This window comes from Devosia psychrophila, from assembly GCF_000971275.1.
In the GTDB taxonomy this organism is placed as follows: Bacteria; Pseudomonadota; Alphaproteobacteria; order Rhizobiales; family Devosiaceae; genus Devosia; species Devosia psychrophila.
In genome coordinates this window covers 16,970-32,713 of the sequence record NZ_LAPV01000009.1, presented here as the reverse complement: position 1 = coordinate 32,713, position 15,744 = coordinate 16,970, and the positions used below count along the sequence as shown (strand labels likewise).

The following is a 15,744-nucleotide window of genomic DNA, read 5'->3' as shown; positions in this document are numbered from 1 at the left end:
ATCATTAATGCTCATTAACCGAGTGCGAACGCACGACCAGCCAAGTGCTGCCACAAAACAAAAAGGCAGCGCCCGTTTCCGGACGCCGCCTTTCCTGCAGCATGATTTTCGCTACGGCTGGACGTTGATGCGGATGCTCAGCTCGCGCAGCTGCTTGGCAGCGGCCGGGCTCGGGGCACCCATCAACAGGTCTTCGGCCTGCTGGTTCATCGGGAACGCCGTGATTTCACGCAGGTTCTGCACGCCGCAGATCAGCATCACGATACGATCCACGCCAAAGGCAGCGCCACCATGCGGCGGAGCGCCATACTGGAAAGCGCGGTAAAGGCCGCCGAACTGCTCTTCGACCTCGTCGCGGCTCTTGCCAGTCAGTTCGAACGCCTTGACCATGGTTTCAGGCAGTTGGTTACGGATCGAGCCAGAGGCGATTTCGTAGCCGTTGCAGACCGCATCATACTGATAGGCCTTGATGGTTAGCGGATCCTGGCTATTCAGCGCATCAATGCCGCCCTGCGGCATTGAGAACGGGTTATGCGCAAAATCGACGCGCTTTTCTTCTTCGCTCCACTCATAGAATGGAAAGTCGACGATCCAGCACAGCGCGAACTGCTCGGTATCGACCACCCCTAGGTCGGTGCCGACCTTGGTGCGGGCTTCGCCGGCAAACTTGTAGAACTTCTCCGGGCGACCAGCGACGAAGAACACCGCATCGCCGTCTTCTAGGCCAAGCTGAGCCTTGAGCGCAGCAGTGCGTTCCTCACCAATGTTCTTGGCGACAGGACCCGAGCCCTGCCCATCCTTGAAGAAGATATAGCCAAGACCCGGCTGACCTTCGCCCTGCGCCCAGGCGTTCATGCGATCGCAGAAGGCGCGGCCGATGGGCTCGGCGCCCACCTTGTTCTTGGCCGGCACGGCCCAGATTTCGACCTTTGGATCGGCTTCGATTTGACCGGCAAAAACCTTGAATCCGGAACCGGCGAAATGCTCGGTCACAGCCTGAAGTTCGATCGGGTTGCGCAAGTCGGGCTTGTCCGAGCCGTATTTGCGGATGGCCGTGTCATAGGGAATCCGCGGCCATTCCTTCGTAACGCGCTTGCCATCCGCGAACTTCTCGAAGATGTCCGTGATCACCGGCGTCATGGTGTTCCACACGTCTTCCTGCGTAACGAAACTCATCTCCATGTCGAGCTGGTAGAATTCGCCCGGCAGGCGGTCGGCGCGCGGGTCTTCGTCGCGGAAGCATGGCGCGATTTGGAAGTAGCGGTCAAAGCCCGCCACCATCAGCAATTGCTTATACTGCTGCGGCGCCTGCGGCAGCGCAAAGAACTTGCCGGGATGGATGCGGCTCGGCACCAAGAAATCGCGCGCGCCTTCAGGCGAAGACGCGGTCAGGATCGGTGTCGAATATTCGGCAAAACCCTGCTCGGTCATGCCGTTACGCATCGCGGCGATCACCTTGGTACGCCGGACGATGTTGGCATGCAGCTTTTCGCGGCGCAAGTCGAGGAAGCGATACCGCAGGCGGACATCCTCGGGATAATCCTGATCGCCGAACACCGGCAGTGGCAATTCCTTGGCGACCGATAGCACTTCAATCTCTTGAATGAACACCTCAATCGTGCCGGTGGGCAGGTTGGGGTTCACCACCGAGGCATCGCGCAGTTTCACTTCGCCGTCGATGCGGATCACCCACTCGGAGCGCACCTTTTCGGCAGCGGCAAAAGCGGGAGAATCGGGGTCGATGACAGCCTGTGTCAGGCCGTAATGGTCGCGCAGATCGATGAACAGCAGGCCGCCATGATCGCGGATACGATGCACCCAGCCGCTGAGGCGCACGGTTTGGCCGGCTTCCTGGGCAGTGAGGGCCCCGCAGGTATGCGAGCGATAGCGATGTGTTGTCATGGTCGAAACTCTAGGAAAAAGGCCGGAATCTGCGCGGGAAAAGCGCATGTGAGCCGGTTTTTGTCAAGGTAAAGGGACGCTTCACGCCATCGGCGTACGTAGTCGGCATAACTCATCCTATCCACTCGACAATTCCGGTCTGGAGTGGGCCTTGTTCACCTGCTAGGAAGAATATTGACGAATTTGAGACGGACGGCGGTATGAACCTCATAATTTCCACAGATGTGCTCGCTGCATTCTGCGAGCGCGCGGACAAGTTTGATTTTGTGACAGTGGATACCGAGTTCCTGCGCGAGACCACCTATTGGCCAAAACTCTGCCTGATCCAGGTGGCGACCGATGAAGAGGCTGTACTAATCGATCCGCTGGCGCCGGGCCTCGACCTGTCTTCCTTCTTTGTGCTTTTGGCCAATCCGAACATCACCAAGGTGTTCCACGCCGCCCGTCAGGATATCGAAATCTTCGTCAAGATGACGGGCAAAGTACCGGTCAATATTTTTGACACCCAGATCGCCGCCAGCGTCTGCGGCTTCGGCGACAGCGTCTCCTACGACAACTTGGTGCGCTCGATCACCAATGTGGAGCTCGACAAGTCATCGCGCTTTACCGACTGGTCGGTGCGTCCCCTCACGGAAAAGCAGCTGCTTTACGCGGTGGCCGACGTGACCCACCTGCGCGACATTTACCGCGAATTGCGCAAGCAGGTCGACGCCACCAAACGCTGGGATTGGGTCGAGGACGAACTCGGCGTGCTGCGCAGCATCGACACCTATGTGGTGCAGCCCGAGCAGGCGTGGGAACGCCTCAAGATGAAGATCAATCGGCCACGCGACCTGGCAGCGCTCAAGAAGCTGGCCGCCTGGCGTGAGAAGCGCGCCCAGGACGGCGACCAGCCGCGCAGCCGTGTGCTCAAGGACGATGTGTTGTTCGAACTGGCGCAGCAGCGCCCGCTAACTGCCGATGCCTTCGAAAAACTCCGCGCCGTGCCGCGCGGTTTTGGCCGCAGCTCGGCCGCCAGCGAGATCATGGTCCTGCTCAGGGATGTGGAAGCGCTGAGCAAGACCGACCTGCCAATCATGCCGGAGCGCTATCGCGGACCGTCACCGAAGGGCGCAGTCGGTGACCTGATCCGCGTGCTTCTGAAATCAGTTGCCGAGCAGCATGGCGTCGCCGCCCGCATCCTCGCGACCTCGGACGAAATCGACGCACTGGTGCTCGATGACGACGCCGACGTCCCTGCCCTCAAAGGCTGGCGCCGCAAGCTGTTCGGCGACAAAGCGCTCGACATCAAACACGGCCGCATCGGCCTCGTCGCCACCCGCAAAGGCGTCGTCGAGATCGCCATCAAGGACACCACACCGGCGGAGTAACTCGGCGAATTTGGAGGTCGCCATCGACGCAATGATTGCCGCTACTCCACCCGAACCGCGGAGTTCTTGAACCCCGCCACAGTGGCGAACTGGTCCAGTCGGCCGCGCAGGTGTTCCCCACCGAGGAAGGTCAGGTCCCTGGGCAGGACTAGTGACAAGACATCATTCTGCGCGTCGAAGCGAATGCGCGGCAGGATTCCCGGCATTGCCGCCGTCATCGGGTAAGCGACACGGAACAGCGCGCCAATCAGCCTGGCACGAGCGGTCAATTCAGGCGATCCCAAACCCGACAGCGGTGCGGCCGTTTTGCTCTTGAGCCCGTCATACCGCATGGCTATGACCTGCGCGAGGAAGGCCCGGCCCGGATGGTCCACCCCGCTCAGCGAACCATAGGCCACGGCATCGACGCTTTGCGGACCACGATAATCGGGATGGGCACGCCAGCCGATATCGGAGAGCAGGCAGGCCACCCTGCGCAACCGGCTCTCCTCGGCGGATTCGGCGGTTCCCGATACGCTCAGGAATTGCCCGGTGAATTCGATAAGGTCGTTGGCATGGGCCGGTGACCGCGATCGCAGGACCGACAGTTCTTCCGCCCCCTGGATCAATGGATCTATGGCCTGTTCGCGCTTGTCGAGCAGGCCATATAGGTAGCCTTCGCGCACGCCCAGCGCTGAAAACACCACATCGGCGAACTGGCCGGCCTTGAGCACTTCCAGCATCACCGCGGCGCCGAACGGCACCAATTCGCGGCGCGAAGAGCTGACATTCTCTGAGCCTTCGTAGCCCTTGAGTGAGTTGGCGCCGACGATAGCTTCGCAGAAGGCGATCATCTCGGCTGCTGGCACGACATAGTGCTGCACCATGCGCAAAGGATAACCGCGAACGATCTGGTGCAGCTTGGCCAGCGAGCGCCAGGTACCGCCGATAGCCGCGAACGACAGACCCTTCTCGACCTCGGCCAGCCGTGATTTGGCCAACTGCTCCTGCACGATCACGGCTGCGCGGGACGGCGCGCCCTTGCTGTCGTCCTGCAGGCGGATAACGCCGAGTTCGAATGAAACGCCATCGGTATCTGACCCATTACGAATGCTGGACAATTCGAGGCTGCCGCCACCGAGATCGCCGACCACGCCGATAAAACCCGGAATGCCCGCGACGGCTCCCAGCGCCGCAAAATGGGCTTCCTGCTCGCCGCTCAGCACGTTAACGTTGGTTTCCATCAGCGCCTCGACAGCATCGACGAATTCCTGGCGGTTCGCAGCCTCACGTACCGCCGACGTCGCCAGCACATGCACCTTGCCGACCCGCATCATGCGGGCCACCAGCGCGAAGCGCTTGATGGCGTCGAGTGCCTGCGCCACATTCGCGTCAGCAAGCCGTCCCGTCTGGCCTACTCCGCGCCCGAGGGCGCAAGCAGATTTCTCGTTATACAGCGGCGTTAACGCCCGTGCATGGCGTTCATAGACCACAAGACGGACCGAGTTCGATCCGATGTCGAGCACGGCCACGGGCCTCGCGCCCTTGATGCGGCCCTGCGCGGTCGGATCGGCATCGACGCCCCAGAATTGATTCAAGCCAGACCCTCGTCGTCGACACCCCCGGCGCTGCCACGGCCGGACAGCGAGGGGTTGGTCATGAAATAATTCTGCGCATTAAAGGGCTCATCACCCTCGGCAACACGCAGGCGATGCGAACTGCCATCGGGCAGCACTTCCCAGCTCTGCTGGTTGTCACGCAGATAGGCAACCAGAATAACGTCGAGGATTTGCTTATGCACGGTCCTGTTGAGGATCGGCACCATCACTTCGACCCGCCCGTCGAGGTTGCGGCCCATCAGGTCCGCCGAAGAAATATACACCTTGGTGCGCGGGTTTGGCATGGCCTCGCCATTGCCAAAGCAATAGATGCGGCTGTGCTCGAGGAAACGACCGACCACCGATTTGACCCGGATATTGTCCGAAAAACCTGGAATGCCTGGCCGCAGGCAGCAGATGCCGCGCACGATGAGGTCGATCTTCACCCCGGCCTGGCTGGCATCGTAAAGCGCGTCGATGATCGGGGGATCGACCAGCGAATTCATTTTGAGCAGGATGCTCGCCGCCTGACCGTTGCGGGCAAATTCCATCTCGGCCGCGATGTCGTTCAGCAAGGTCTGGCGCAGATTGACCGGCGACACCGCAATGGTTTCGAGTTCGGTTGGCCTTGCATAGCCCGTGATGAAATTGAACACGCGGGCCACGTCGCGGGTGATCGCCGGGTCGATGGTGAAGTAGCTCAGATCGGTATAAATCTTGGCGGTAATCGGGTGATAGTTGCCGGTGCCGATATGGCAATAGCTGACCAGCTTGCCTTTTTCGCGCCGCACCACCTGGCTGAGCTTGGCGTGAGTCTTGAGCTCAATAAAGCCGAACACCACTTGCGCCCCTGCCCGCTCCAGATCGCGCGCCCAGCGGATATTGGCCTCTTCGTCGAAACGCGCCTTGAGTTCGACGAGACAGGTCACCGACTTGCCGGCTTCGGCAGCCAGCACCAGCGCCTTGATGATCGGGCTATCGGCCGAGGTGCGATACAGCGTCTGCTTGATGGCGACCACGTCGGGGTCGCGCGCTGCCTGCATCAGGAACTGCGCCACCACGTCGAAGCTTTCGAACGGATGATGCACGAGGATGTCCTTGGCACGAATGGCGGCAAAGTTGTCGCCGTTATAGTCGCGGATGCGCTCCGGGAAACGCGCATGGTATGGCGTGAACTTGAGGTCGGGACGATCGACGTCGCAGACCTTGCGGGCATCGGCGAGGCCGAGGAAACCCTGCACTTCGAATACATCGGCTTCCTTGACGCCAAGCTGCTCGCCGATCTGGCGCTTCAGCGCACGCGGCATCGAGCTTTCGATTTCGAGACGGATTACCTGACCGCGGCGGCGCTGGCGCAGGGCCGACTCGAACTCCACCACCAGGTCGGCGGCTTCGTCGTCAATTTCGATTTCGCTATCGCGGATGACGCGGAAGGCACCCGATCCAACCACTTCATGGCCCGGAAACATCTTGTGGAAGAACAGCTTGACCAGCGTATCGATGGTCACGACTTCGCTGCGGCCTTCCGAAACCAGACCGCTCGGCAGATTGATGAAGCGGTCTAGAATGCCGGGAATGCGCACCAGCGCAGTCAGCGAGATATCATTGTCCGGACGCTTCAGTTCAAAAGCCAGCGCCAATCCAAGATTGGGAATGAACGGAAACGGATGCGCCGGATCGACGGCGATTGGCGTCAAAACCGGGAAAATCTCTTCGCGGAATAGTTTTTGCAAAAAGCTGATCTGCTCGATGGTCAGGTCATCGGCCTCATGGATCACCACATTCTGTGCAAACAGCTCCTCGCGCAAGCCCTGCCAATGGTCCTGCTGCTCAAGCTGCAAATGCTGCGCGAGCGTCGCAATTTCTTCCATCTGCTCGGCAGGCGTCAGTCCGTCAGCGCTCAGCTTGGTCAGGCCAGCCCGCATCTGGCCCTTGAGGCCGGCAAGACGGACCATATAGAATTCGTCGAGATTATTGGCCGAGATGGAGACGAAGCGCAGCCGCTCGAGCAGCGGGTGATTGACGTTGCCCGCCTCTTCCAGAACGCGCATGTTGAACTGCAGCCAGCTGACTTCGCGGTTGACGAAACGCGCTGGGCTCTTGCGCAGAGCCTCGATATCCGTGGCCGAGACGTCGGTTTCGGCAAACTCACCCATCTCATTCATCGTCTTCTACTTCCCGGTCCTGTTCTTGGCTTGCCTGGCCGCGCGCCGCCCGCCTGCGGTCCAGCGCGTCGGCCGCGATACTGCGGGTGATGGCCGTCCCCTTGCCGAGTGCCATCCGGTCCATGAGGTCGGTGAGAATCACAACTTCCTCGGTCGACCGCTCCATGCGCGCCACCAGATAGGCGATGATTTTCGGATCGACCGCAATCTGGCGATCGCCGAACAGCTTCACGAACATCTGTGACAATTGGATGTCATCGGTCAGCTCAAGCGTGAAGGCGGCCGCACGACGCATCCGCGATCGCACATCATCGGTCGCCAGCGGCCAGTTCGCAACGTCTTCCCGCGCCGTCAGCAAAATTGGCCGCTGCTCGCGCATCGACTGATTGAGCAAATGAAACAGCCCGGCCTCGTCATAGTCGAGCCGGTCGACATCCTCGATAATCAGCGGCGCGGTGCCGCCCTGGGTGGCGAGGTTTTCGAGGTCGGTGGTCGCGGCAAACAACGCACCACTGCGGTCGGCGAAAATGCGCGCCAGGTGTGACTTGCCCGACTTGGCGGGGCCAGTCAGCAGCGTGATCGCATCGGACCACTGCGGAAAGGCCATGATGCGGCTATGCGCCAGCGCATTGCCTTCACCAACGAGGAAATCGCCCTCTCCCTGAGCCGCCGTATGGCCCAGCTCAAGCGCCAACTGCTCTTTGACCGTGCCGATATCGGGACTAGCCGACGCTGCCATCGGGGCCGCCGTTCCGCCCAAGATAGAGCGTGCTCTCCTTGTACTTTCGCACGCCGTAGCGCACCAGCACCGAGGCAATGGCCGCCATCGGCACCGCCAGCAGCAGCCCGACAAAGCCGAACACCGCGCCAAGGGCCAGCAGCGCAAACATCATCCAGACCGGATTGATGCTGATCGCCGAGCCCACCAGCTTGGGATATAAAATGTTGCCCTCGATGAACTGCCAGAACATGAAAATCCCGGCTACCAGCAACACCATCCACCAGTTCGGCCAGAACTGAACCAGCGCAATACCAACCGACAGGCCAAAGCCAAACACGAAGCCCACGAATGGCACGAAGCTGAGAAGGCCCGCGATCAATCCGACGACCAGACCGAAATTAAGCCCGATCAGGCTCAGCGCCGTGGCATAAAACGCGGCATCGATCAGCAACACGCCGCCCTGCCCGCGGATCACCCCGGCCATGGACTTGTCGATATCGCGAAGGATCGCGTTGATCTCGCCCTTATGCTCCTTAGGAAGCAGACCTTCGATGCCGCGCACCATGCCTTCCCAATCGAGCAACAGGTAAAACGCCACAACCGGGGTTAGCACCGTCACTCCGATAACGGTGGCGCCGGTTATGCCGATATTGACCAGCTCGCCGGGAATAGTGGCGATAAAGCCAAGCGCCTGGCGCGCCAGGTCGTTGAGGCTGGTCTGCAGCTGTTGGGCCCGTTCAGGGCCAAGCCATTCGTTGATCTGGGGCGACCAGCGCGCGAACAAGGCTTGCAGATCGGCCACATAGCCCGGCATGCGCTGGATAAGCCCAATGATCTGCTGGCCGATCAGCGGCACGAACATGAAGAATATGCTGAGCACGATCGTGATGACGCTGAGCAGCACCACCGTCGTCGCCCATGCACGGTTGAAGCGCCACTTCTGCAACTGGTTGACCAGCGGGTTAAGCAGATAGGCCAGCGCCGCACCGACAACGAAGGGCAGCATGATGCTGCGGAACACCCACAGCATGAGGACGAGGGCGACAAATAGCCCTACCCAGATCAGCACTTGATTTCGTAGCGTCATGGTGCCGTGCAGCCCTTGCGTCGGTGTGGTGGAGAAGCTATCAGGCCATCTAGCTTCCGGCTCCGGAATTGGCAACCGCCTTGGTCTTCCGGTAACGCGTTTGCACACTTTCACTACACGGTGTTGAGGCCCATGTCCGATCCGCAAAACCTGACATCAAACGGTCTGTCTTACAAGCAGGCCGGCGTCGATATCGATGCTGGCAATGCCTTGGTTCAAGCCATCAAGCCCGCGGTGCGTTCGACGCGCCGGCCCGGAGCGGATGGCGAAATCGGCGGTTTCGGCGGGTTGTTCGATCTCAAGGCCGCCGGCTTTATCGATCCGGTATTGGTCGCCGCCAATGACGGCGTCGGCACTAAGCTCAAGATCGCCATCGATACCGGCAATCATTCGACCATCGGGCAAGACCTCGTGGCGATGTGCGTCAATGACATTATCGTGCAGGGCGCCGAGCCGCTGTTCTTCCTCGACTACTTTGCCACCGGCAAGCTCGATGTCGAACAGGGCACCGCCATCGTCAACGGCATTGCCGAAGGCTGTCGCATTGCCGGCTGCGCGTTGCTGGGTGGTGAAACCGCCGAAATGCCGGGCATGTATCATGGCAAGGATTATGACCTGGCCGGCTTTGCCGTCGGCGCTGCCGAGCGTGGTACCCTGCTGCCTCGCCCCGATATTGCCGAAGGCGACACTCTGGTCGCAATCGCTTCGTCGGGCGTACATTCCAATGGCTATTCGCTGGTCCGCAAGATCGTCGAGCTTTCGGGCATCGACTGGTATATGGACGCGCCCTTCGCGCCCGGCACCTCGCTCTCCGAGGCACTGCTGACCCCGACCCGCATCTATGTGAAGCCGCTGCTCTCAGCGCTCAAGGCAGGCATCGCCATCAAGGCTTTGGCGCATATCACCGGCGGCGGCTTCATCGACAATATCCCGCGCGTGCTGCCCGAGCACTTGGCTGCCCATGTCGATCTCAACGCCGTCACCGTCCCGAAAGTGTTCGGCTGGCTCAGCCATGTCGGCGGCATCGAGGAGCGCGAAATGCTGCGCACCTTCAACTGCGGCGTCGGCATGCTGGTCGCCGTGACGCCGGAAGACGCCGACACCCTGGTCGCCCATCTCACCGCAGCCGGCGAGATTGCATCCGTGGTCGGCAAGCTCACCGCCCGCACCGGCGAGCCCGTCACCTTCGAAGGCAAGCTGGCCCTATGAGCCGCATCAGGGTCGCTATCCTGATTTCAGGCCGCGGCTCGAATATGTCGGCGCTGATCGAGGCTGCCAAGGCGCCCGACTACCCGGCCGAGATTGTCGGCGTGCTGTCCAATCGTGCCGCCGCGCCGGGCCTCGAGATCGCGGCGTCGCATGGCATTGCCACCGCCTCGCTGGCGCAGAGCCGCTTTCCCAGCCGCGACATGTTCGAAGACATCATGACCCAGATGCTGGAAAGCTGGGACGTCGACATCGTCTGCCTCGCCGGCTTCATGCGCATCCTCGGCGAGGATTTCGTCACCCGCTGGGCCGGCAAGATGATCAACATCCACCCTTCGCTGCTACCGCTCTACAAGGGCCTCCACACCCATGAGCGGGCGCTGGCCGATGGCGCCAAAGTCCACGGCTGCACCGTGCATTTTGTGACGCCCGGCCTCGATGAGGGCGCACCCATCCTGCAAGCCGAAGTGCCGGTACTGCCCGGCGATACGCCGGAAAGCCTGTCGGCGCGCGTACTAATCGAAGAACACCGGATTTACCCCGAGGCCCTGCGGACGCTGGCCTCGACGCAAGCTCTGGCGCCCTAAGCCAATCCGCCCCACATCGGGCTCTCGCACCCTACCCAACCTCCTCCGTCGAGGAGAGAGGTGCTGACTCCGCACGCGGCACCAATAAGTGCTCCCATCACCCAAATTGATCCGCCCCATCGTCAAAATCGGTTCGACGCGCCTCTGCATCTCCACTACACCTCGGCACAAATGGAGAACACGAATGCCCTTGCGCTATTGGCTACTGATCTTTCTGCTTGGCGCAGTCTGGGGCTGTTCGTTCCTGTTCAACGCCGTACTGATCCGCGAAATCAGCCCGTTCTGGGTCTCGGCCGGCCGCGTCACCATCGGGGCCGCCATCTGCTGGGTGTATTTCCTCGCCATGCGCAAAACCCTGCCCAATGACTGGCGCATCTATGCCCAGTTGCTGGTGCTCGGCATCCTCAACTACGCCATTCCCTTCACGCTGTTCCCCTTCGCCGAGCAGACCGTCGCCAGTTCCATCGTCGGCGTCATCAACGGCCTGACCCCGATGAGCACGGTGATCGTCTCCCAACTGTGGCCCGGCGGCGAAAAGGCCACCTGGAACAAGGTGGTCGGCGTCTTCATCGGTCTCGGCGGCGCCATTATCCTGGCCTCGCCATCCCTGGGCGCCGGCGCATCCGGCCAGGTGCTCGGCCTGCTCGCGGCGCTTGGTGCCACCCTCTGCTACGCGCTAACGCTCAACTATGCCCGCCGCTTCAAGGACATCGACTCGGCGGCCGTGGCCACGGTCTCGCTGACCGCGGCAGCACTGTTCTCTGTCCCCATCGCTTTGATGGTCAGCGGCATCCCCGTCATCACCCGCATCGAAACCTGGGGTGCGCTGTTCGGCATTGCGGCCTTCTCGACCAGCTTCAGTTTCCTTCTGGTCTATTGGCTGCTTCCCAAGGTGGGCGCCACCAATTTGTCGCTCAACACCTTCATTACGCCTATTTCGGCCATCCTGCTCGGCGTGCTGGTGCTGCACGAGCGGTTCGAGATGGCCCATGTGCTGGGCATCTGCGTTATCTTCACCGGGTTGATTTTCATGGATGGGCGGCTGGTGCGGCGCCGCAAGCCCGCAGCGGCCTGACGGAACCGGCATTCGGCCAATGGAGTTGCGTTTCTAATAGGAGCCAGCCCATGAACCAGAACAAGCCCGACATCGATCCGCGCCCGATCCCCGAGATCGTACCGCAACCCGTACCGCTACCGCCGCAGCCGGTCGACCCGGTACCGCCGCACCCGCAGGAACTGCCCGATGTGCCTCAGCCAGTAGAGGACCCAACGCCGGGACAGCCGGACCCTATACCTGGCCCGGGCAACGACCAGCCCCCGACGCGGCTCTGAACCTGAAATCAAAAACGGCGCCTCGTGGGCGCCGTTCCCTCTCTACTCGATGCCGAGTTTCTTTTTCATCAGGTCGTTCAGCGCCTGCGGGTTGGCCTTGCCACCCGAGGCCTTCATGGCCTGGCCGACAAACCAGCCTATCATTGTCGGCTTGGCCAGTACCTTGGCTACCTGATCGGGATTGGCGGCGATAATCTCGTCGATGATCGCTTCGATGGCGCCGAGATCGGTAACCTGCGTCATGCCCCGGCGCTCGACGATTTCGGCCGGTTCGCCCTCGGGCTCCTCGGCGATGATCACCTGCAACAGGTCCTTGGCGCCCTTGGACGAGATGGTCCCGGCTGCGACCAGGTCAACGATACCGGCAACCTGGCTCGGCTTGATATGGGTTTCCCACACAGCGAGGCCCTGGCTGTTGGCAAAGGCCGCCACGTCGGCATTGAGGATATTGGCCACGGCCTTGCCGTCGCGCTTGGCTCCGCCGAAAGCCACGCAACTCTCGTAATAATCGGCCGTTTCGCGGTCCAGAGTCAGCACCATGGCGTCATAGGTGGTTACACCATAGTCGCCCACGAAACGCGCCTTTTTTTCGTCCGGCAGTTCGGGCAGGCCTTCGGCCAGCTTGGCAATGAAAGCGTCGTCGAATTCGAGCGGCAGCAGGTCAGGATCGGGGAAGTAGCGATAATCATGCGCTTCTTCCTTACTGCGCATCGAGCGCGTTTCGCCGGTCTTTGGATCGTACAGACGGGTCTCCTGGTCGATCTTGCCGCCACCTTCCAGAATATCGATCTGGCGACGTGCCTCGTACTCGATCGCCTGGCCGGCAAAGCGGATCGAGTTCACATTCTTGATTTCGCAGCGCGTGCCAAACTCGCCACCCGGCTTGCGCACCGAGACGTTGACGTCGGCGCGCATCGAACCCTGCTCCATATTGCCGTCGCAGGTGCCGAGATAGCGCAGGATGGTCCGCAGCTTGCCGAGATATTCCTTGGCTTCCTCGGACGAGCGCAGGTCGGGCTTCGATACGATTTCCATCAGCGCCACGCCGGACCGGTTGAGGTCGACATAGCTCATGCTCGGATGCTGGTCATGGATCGACTTGCCGGCGTCCTGCTCCAGATGCAGGCGCTCGACGCCGATCTCGATCTGGCCATCAGGCATGTCGAGATAAACGACGCCTTCGCCAACGATCGGGTCCTTGAACTGGCTGATCTGATAGCCCTGCGGCAGATCCGGATAGAAATAATTCTTGCGGTCGAACACGCTGCGCTTGTTGATCGCGGCCTTGAGCCCAAGCCCGGTGCGCACGGCCTGCCGCACGCATTCTTCGTTGATAGTGGGCAGCATGCCAGGCATGGCCGCGTCCACGAACGACACGTTGGAATTGGGCGGATTGCCGAACTGGGTCGACGAACCCGAGAACAGCTTGCTCTCGCTGGTCACCTGCGCATGCACTTCCATGCCGATGACCACCTCCCAGTCGCCGGTCGAGCCGGAAATAAAGCTCTTGGGATTGGGCGTGCGCGTGTCGATAAGGGTCAATTTTGCGGTCCTGCGAGGCAAGGCGAAAGTTGAATAAGTGATTACTGGTGTTGACCCGGCGTTGCAACCCACGGACCGTCACCACACCTCTGAAAGCAAGGAAGAATACCCACCTAACCTCCCCCTGAAAATGAGAAGGAGCCAATCCAGTTCGAGACTAGATTTGCGGGCAACCACCAGAGGGATTCCTCCCCCTCATCAGGGGGAGGCTATGAGGGGATACCCCACTTAACGAAGAGTCCCCTCAGTCCTCCTCGTCAATCTCTCCATAAAACGGCGCCAACCGCTTTTCCAGATGCACGCTCATAAACGGCTCATGCGCCGCCCGCCCATCTGGCCGTAGTGCCAAAATCCTATAACCCTGCTTTTCGTAAAACTTCACCGCCCGCACATTGTCGGCAGGCGTCTCGAGCTGCACGCGTTCGGCGCCTTCGAGTTCCAGCATGCTCTCCATGCGGCGCAGCAGCATCGAGCCGATGCGGTTGCCCTGCAGCTCCGGCATCACGAACAGAAACGGAATATACGCCCGCCGCGCCGAGCGCGAGCACCAGGCCACGACGATCCCGTCCATCTCCGCTACAATAATCCGGCCCAGAGTTTCGGCCACGGCCTGCGACAGCCGGCGCTGCTCGGCCTCTCTGAGGCCCGGCTGCTTGGTCAGCAGCGGATAAATTCCGGCTTCCCAGGCGCGATAGGCGATGTCGGCCAGCCGATGGGCGTCGGTCTTTTCCGCCTTGCGAATGCTGATCCTTGGCATAGTGCCTCCTGCCGATGACTAGCTGCGGCGCCGCCCCGCGATGATGCCCTTCTCGTAATTGATGTTCCAATCGATCAGGGTCCGCCACACAAGTTCGGCCTGATCCTCATCAAGATCAAGAGCGAAACTGCGGTCGCGGACCTTGGCGATGACGGCCTCGATGCGGGCCGGGTCGCGCGCCTCATGCGGATCGGTCTTGATCTGCGCCATGCGCGTCACATAGGCGTGCCGCTCGGCAAACAGCGTCAGCAGCGCGTGATCAATCCGATCGATCTGGGCGCGGACGTCATCCTTGGTTTCGCAGGCGTCGGGCAATTTGGTGGCGCTCACTTCGGCTTCCCGTCTGGCTTGTCTTGCTGATGCTGGTTTGCACCGCCCGCGCCGCGATTTCAACAGTCCGGCATGCAAATGCCATGGCCACGCACAGCGGTGATTTGACAAAAACCCTGACCCGCTCCCCACTGCGCGTACTACAGGAGGCTTTATGACCAGCCAGATTCGTCTTGGCGCCATTTTTTGGCTGCTGACCGTGGAATTCTTCATCGCCCAAGCCGTGGCGCAGGCGGCCTTCCCAGGCTATTCGCTTGCACACATGGATATCAGCCTGCTGGGTGTCTCCTCCTGTTCCGGCGTCGACCCCAATGCGTTCGCCCCGGTCTGCTCACCACTCAGCCTGGTGTTCAATGCCGGCATGGCTATCAATGGCGCGCTGGTGGTGCTTGGTGTCTGGTTCACCCGCAAACTGTGGCCGCAGGGTCCACTGACCACGGCTGCGCTCTGGATTCTCGCTGTTGGCGGCGGTGACGGCAGCATCCTCGTTGGCCTGTTCCCGCTCGATATCTCATTGCCAATGCACATAGTCGGCGCCATCCTGGCACTGTTCGTCGCGGGCTTCGGCATGCTGGCAATGAGCGCAGCACTATGGCGCCGATACAGGGGTTTCGCGGTCTACACCCTAGCCACCGGCGCTATCACCTTGGTCGCCTTCGTGCTCTACGCTTTGGAAATTTATCTCGGCCTTGGCCGCGGCACTATGGAGCGCATCGCCGCCTGGCCGCATACACTATGGTATATCGTGGCTGGCGGCTTGATCCTGCGCGGATATTTTACCCGCGCAGTATAGTCTGCCCTCAGTGCCTCGTCACGTCACTCAGCGATGCCGCGATGTGTTCCCACTCGTTGGCCACGCTCGCGGTCGCCCGCTTCTTGCCGGCGCGGCGATACCAATAATCCGCGTTGCCCATGTCGGCCTCTATCCAGTGCATCAGCGCATGCACCCAGTCGAATGCGGCAACGCCTTCCATCGACTGCACAATGTTATGCGCCTGCTCCCATTCGGGGCCGACGCGCAGTTCGCCCTTCTTCAGCCACCATAGGGCCTGGAGCGGTTTGCTCATGTCCTTGGGCGGCTCGGACCAGTCGAGCGATGAGAAAATGTCAGCGGCCATCGGTGAAACCCTTGTTGGCCCGGACGCCTGCCTGGGCGGCATCACAACCA

General features: G+C 61.1%; 14 protein-coding genes. 5 read left to right on the top strand and 9 right to left on the bottom strand.

From position 1 onward, the window contains the following. Positions 1 to 111 precede the first annotated feature (111 nt). Positions 112 to 1,902, bottom strand: coding sequence for an aspartate--tRNA ligase (aspS, locus tag WH91_RS00520; RefSeq protein WP_046169056.1), 1,791 nt, complete (start codon positions 1,900 to 1,902; stop codon positions 112 to 114). Between the two features lie 200 nt (positions 1,903 to 2,102). Here aspS and rnd point away from each other — a divergent pair, with 200 nt between their 5' ends. Continuing rightward, positions 2,103 to 3,272, top strand: a complete 1,170-nt coding sequence (rnd, locus tag WH91_RS00515; protein ID WP_046169055.1) for a ribonuclease D — start codon at positions 2,103 to 2,105, stop codon at positions 3,270 to 3,272. A 41-nt stretch (positions 3,273 to 3,313) separates the two neighbouring features. Here the strand turns inward: rnd and WH91_RS00510 are convergent, their stop codons facing one another. Genes WH91_RS00510 through WH91_RS00495 form a run of 4 tightly spaced genes read right to left on the bottom strand, consistent with a single transcriptional unit; the run spans position 3,314 to position 8,822 of the window. Next, positions 3,314 to 4,849, bottom strand: coding sequence for a Ppx/GppA phosphatase family protein (locus WH91_RS00510; protein WP_046169054.1), 1,536 nt, complete (start codon positions 4,847 to 4,849; stop codon positions 3,314 to 3,316). Beyond that, entirely contained in the window at positions 4,846 to 7,014 is a 2,169-nt protein-coding gene (locus WH91_RS00505; RefSeq protein ID WP_046169053.1) for an RNA degradosome polyphosphate kinase, read from the bottom strand. Before WH91_RS00505 ends, WH91_RS00510 begins: the two co-directional genes overlap by 4 nt. Further along, the gene (locus WH91_RS00500) at positions 7,007 to 7,753 is read right to left on the bottom strand and encodes a P-loop NTPase family protein (protein WP_046169052.1); all 747 of its coding nucleotides are present in this window, start codon (positions 7,751 to 7,753) and stop codon (positions 7,007 to 7,009) included. Before WH91_RS00500 ends, WH91_RS00505 begins: the two co-directional genes overlap by 8 nt. Beyond that, positions 7,737 to 8,822, bottom strand: a complete 1,086-nt coding sequence (locus WH91_RS00495) for an AI-2E family transporter (protein WP_046169051.1) — start codon at positions 8,820 to 8,822, stop codon at positions 7,737 to 7,739. The genes WH91_RS00500 and WH91_RS00495 overlap by 17 nt, the downstream gene beginning before the upstream one ends. A gap of 132 nt (positions 8,823 to 8,954) precedes the next feature. Between WH91_RS00495 and purM the strand changes: the two genes are divergently transcribed. The 3 genes from purM to WH91_RS00480 all read left to right on the top strand — a co-directional run bounded on the left by purM (position 8,955) and on the right by WH91_RS00480 (position 11,690). Then, positions 8,955 to 10,031: a phosphoribosylformylglycinamidine cyclo-ligase gene (purM, locus tag WH91_RS00490; protein ID WP_046169050.1), complete on the top strand. Its 1,077-nt coding sequence runs from the start codon at positions 8,955 to 8,957 to the stop codon at positions 10,029 to 10,031. Beyond that, entirely contained in the window at positions 10,028 to 10,615 is a 588-nt protein-coding gene (gene purN, locus WH91_RS00485) for a phosphoribosylglycinamide formyltransferase (protein WP_046169049.1), read from the top strand. Before purM ends, purN begins: the two co-directional genes overlap by 4 nt. A gap of 184 nt (positions 10,616 to 10,799) precedes the next feature. After that, positions 10,800 to 11,690, top strand: a complete 891-nt coding sequence (locus WH91_RS00480) for a DMT family transporter (RefSeq protein ID WP_046169048.1) — start codon at positions 10,800 to 10,802, stop codon at positions 11,688 to 11,690. 299 nt (positions 11,691 to 11,989) lie between these two features. Here WH91_RS00480 and gatB read toward each other — a convergent pair whose 3' ends face one another. The 3 genes from gatB to WH91_RS00465 all read right to left on the bottom strand — a co-directional run bounded on the left by gatB (position 11,990) and on the right by WH91_RS00465 (position 14,576). Beyond that, entirely contained in the window at positions 11,990 to 13,489 is a 1,500-nt protein-coding gene (gene gatB / locus WH91_RS00475; protein WP_046169047.1) for an Asp-tRNA(Asn)/Glu-tRNA(Gln) amidotransferase subunit GatB, read from the bottom strand. Positions 13,490 to 13,733: 244 nt separating this feature from the next. Then, positions 13,734 to 14,246 (bottom strand): GNAT family N-acetyltransferase, encoded by a 513-nt coding sequence (locus WH91_RS00470; RefSeq protein ID WP_046169046.1) that lies wholly within the window; start codon positions 14,244 to 14,246, stop codon positions 13,734 to 13,736. 18 nt (positions 14,247 to 14,264) lie between these two features. After that, positions 14,265 to 14,576 carry a chorismate mutase gene (locus WH91_RS00465; RefSeq protein WP_046169045.1) on the bottom strand — a complete coding sequence of 104 codons (312 nt, stop codon included), beginning with the start codon at positions 14,574 to 14,576 and terminating at the stop codon, positions 14,265 to 14,267. Positions 14,577 to 14,730: 154 nt separating this feature from the next. Between WH91_RS00465 and WH91_RS00460 the strand changes: the two genes are divergently transcribed. Then, positions 14,731 to 15,369 (top strand): DUF998 domain-containing protein, encoded by a 639-nt coding sequence (locus tag WH91_RS00460; protein ID WP_046169044.1) that lies wholly within the window; start codon positions 14,731 to 14,733, stop codon positions 15,367 to 15,369. A 7-nt stretch (positions 15,370 to 15,376) separates the two neighbouring features. Here WH91_RS00460 and WH91_RS00455 read toward each other — a convergent pair whose 3' ends face one another. After that, entirely contained in the window at positions 15,377 to 15,694 is a 318-nt protein-coding gene (locus WH91_RS00455; protein ID WP_046169043.1) for a hypothetical protein, read from the bottom strand. Positions 15,695 to 15,744: the final 50 nt, after the last annotated feature.

Excerpts from the sequence above, each read along its gene's own strand:
- WH91_RS00495 (WP_046169051.1), bottom strand. The coding sequence starts at position 8,822 with ATGACGCTACGAAATCAAGTGCTGATCTGGGTAGGGCTATTTGTCGCC.
- WH91_RS00505 (WP_046169053.1), bottom strand. The coding sequence starts at position 7,014 with ATGAATGAGATGGGTGAGTTTGCCGAAACCGACGTCTCGGCCACGGAT.
- WH91_RS00500 (WP_046169052.1), bottom strand. The coding sequence starts at position 7,753 with ATGGCAGCGTCGGCTAGTCCCGATATCGGCACGGTCAAAGAGCAGTTG.
- WH91_RS00460 (WP_046169044.1), top strand. The coding sequence starts at position 14,731 with ATGACCAGCCAGATTCGTCTTGGCGCCATTTTTTGGCTGCTGACCGTG.
- WH91_RS00455 (WP_046169043.1), bottom strand. The coding sequence starts at position 15,694 with ATGGCCGCTGACATTTTCTCATCGCTCGACTGGTCCGAGCCGCCCAAG.
- purM (WP_046169050.1), top strand. The coding sequence starts at position 8,955 with ATGTCCGATCCGCAAAACCTGACATCAAACGGTCTGTCTTACAAGCAG.
- purN (WP_046169049.1), top strand. The coding sequence starts at position 10,028 with ATGAGCCGCATCAGGGTCGCTATCCTGATTTCAGGCCGCGGCTCGAAT.
- aspS (WP_046169056.1), bottom strand. The coding sequence starts at position 1,902 with ATGACAACACATCGCTATCGCTCGCATACCTGCGGGGCCCTCACTGCC.
- rnd (WP_046169055.1), top strand. The coding sequence starts at position 2,103 with ATGAACCTCATAATTTCCACAGATGTGCTCGCTGCATTCTGCGAGCGC.
- WH91_RS00480 (WP_046169048.1), top strand. The coding sequence starts at position 10,800 with ATGCCCTTGCGCTATTGGCTACTGATCTTTCTGCTTGGCGCAGTCTGG.
- WH91_RS00470 (WP_046169046.1), bottom strand. The coding sequence starts at position 14,246 with ATGCCAAGGATCAGCATTCGCAAGGCGGAAAAGACCGACGCCCATCGG.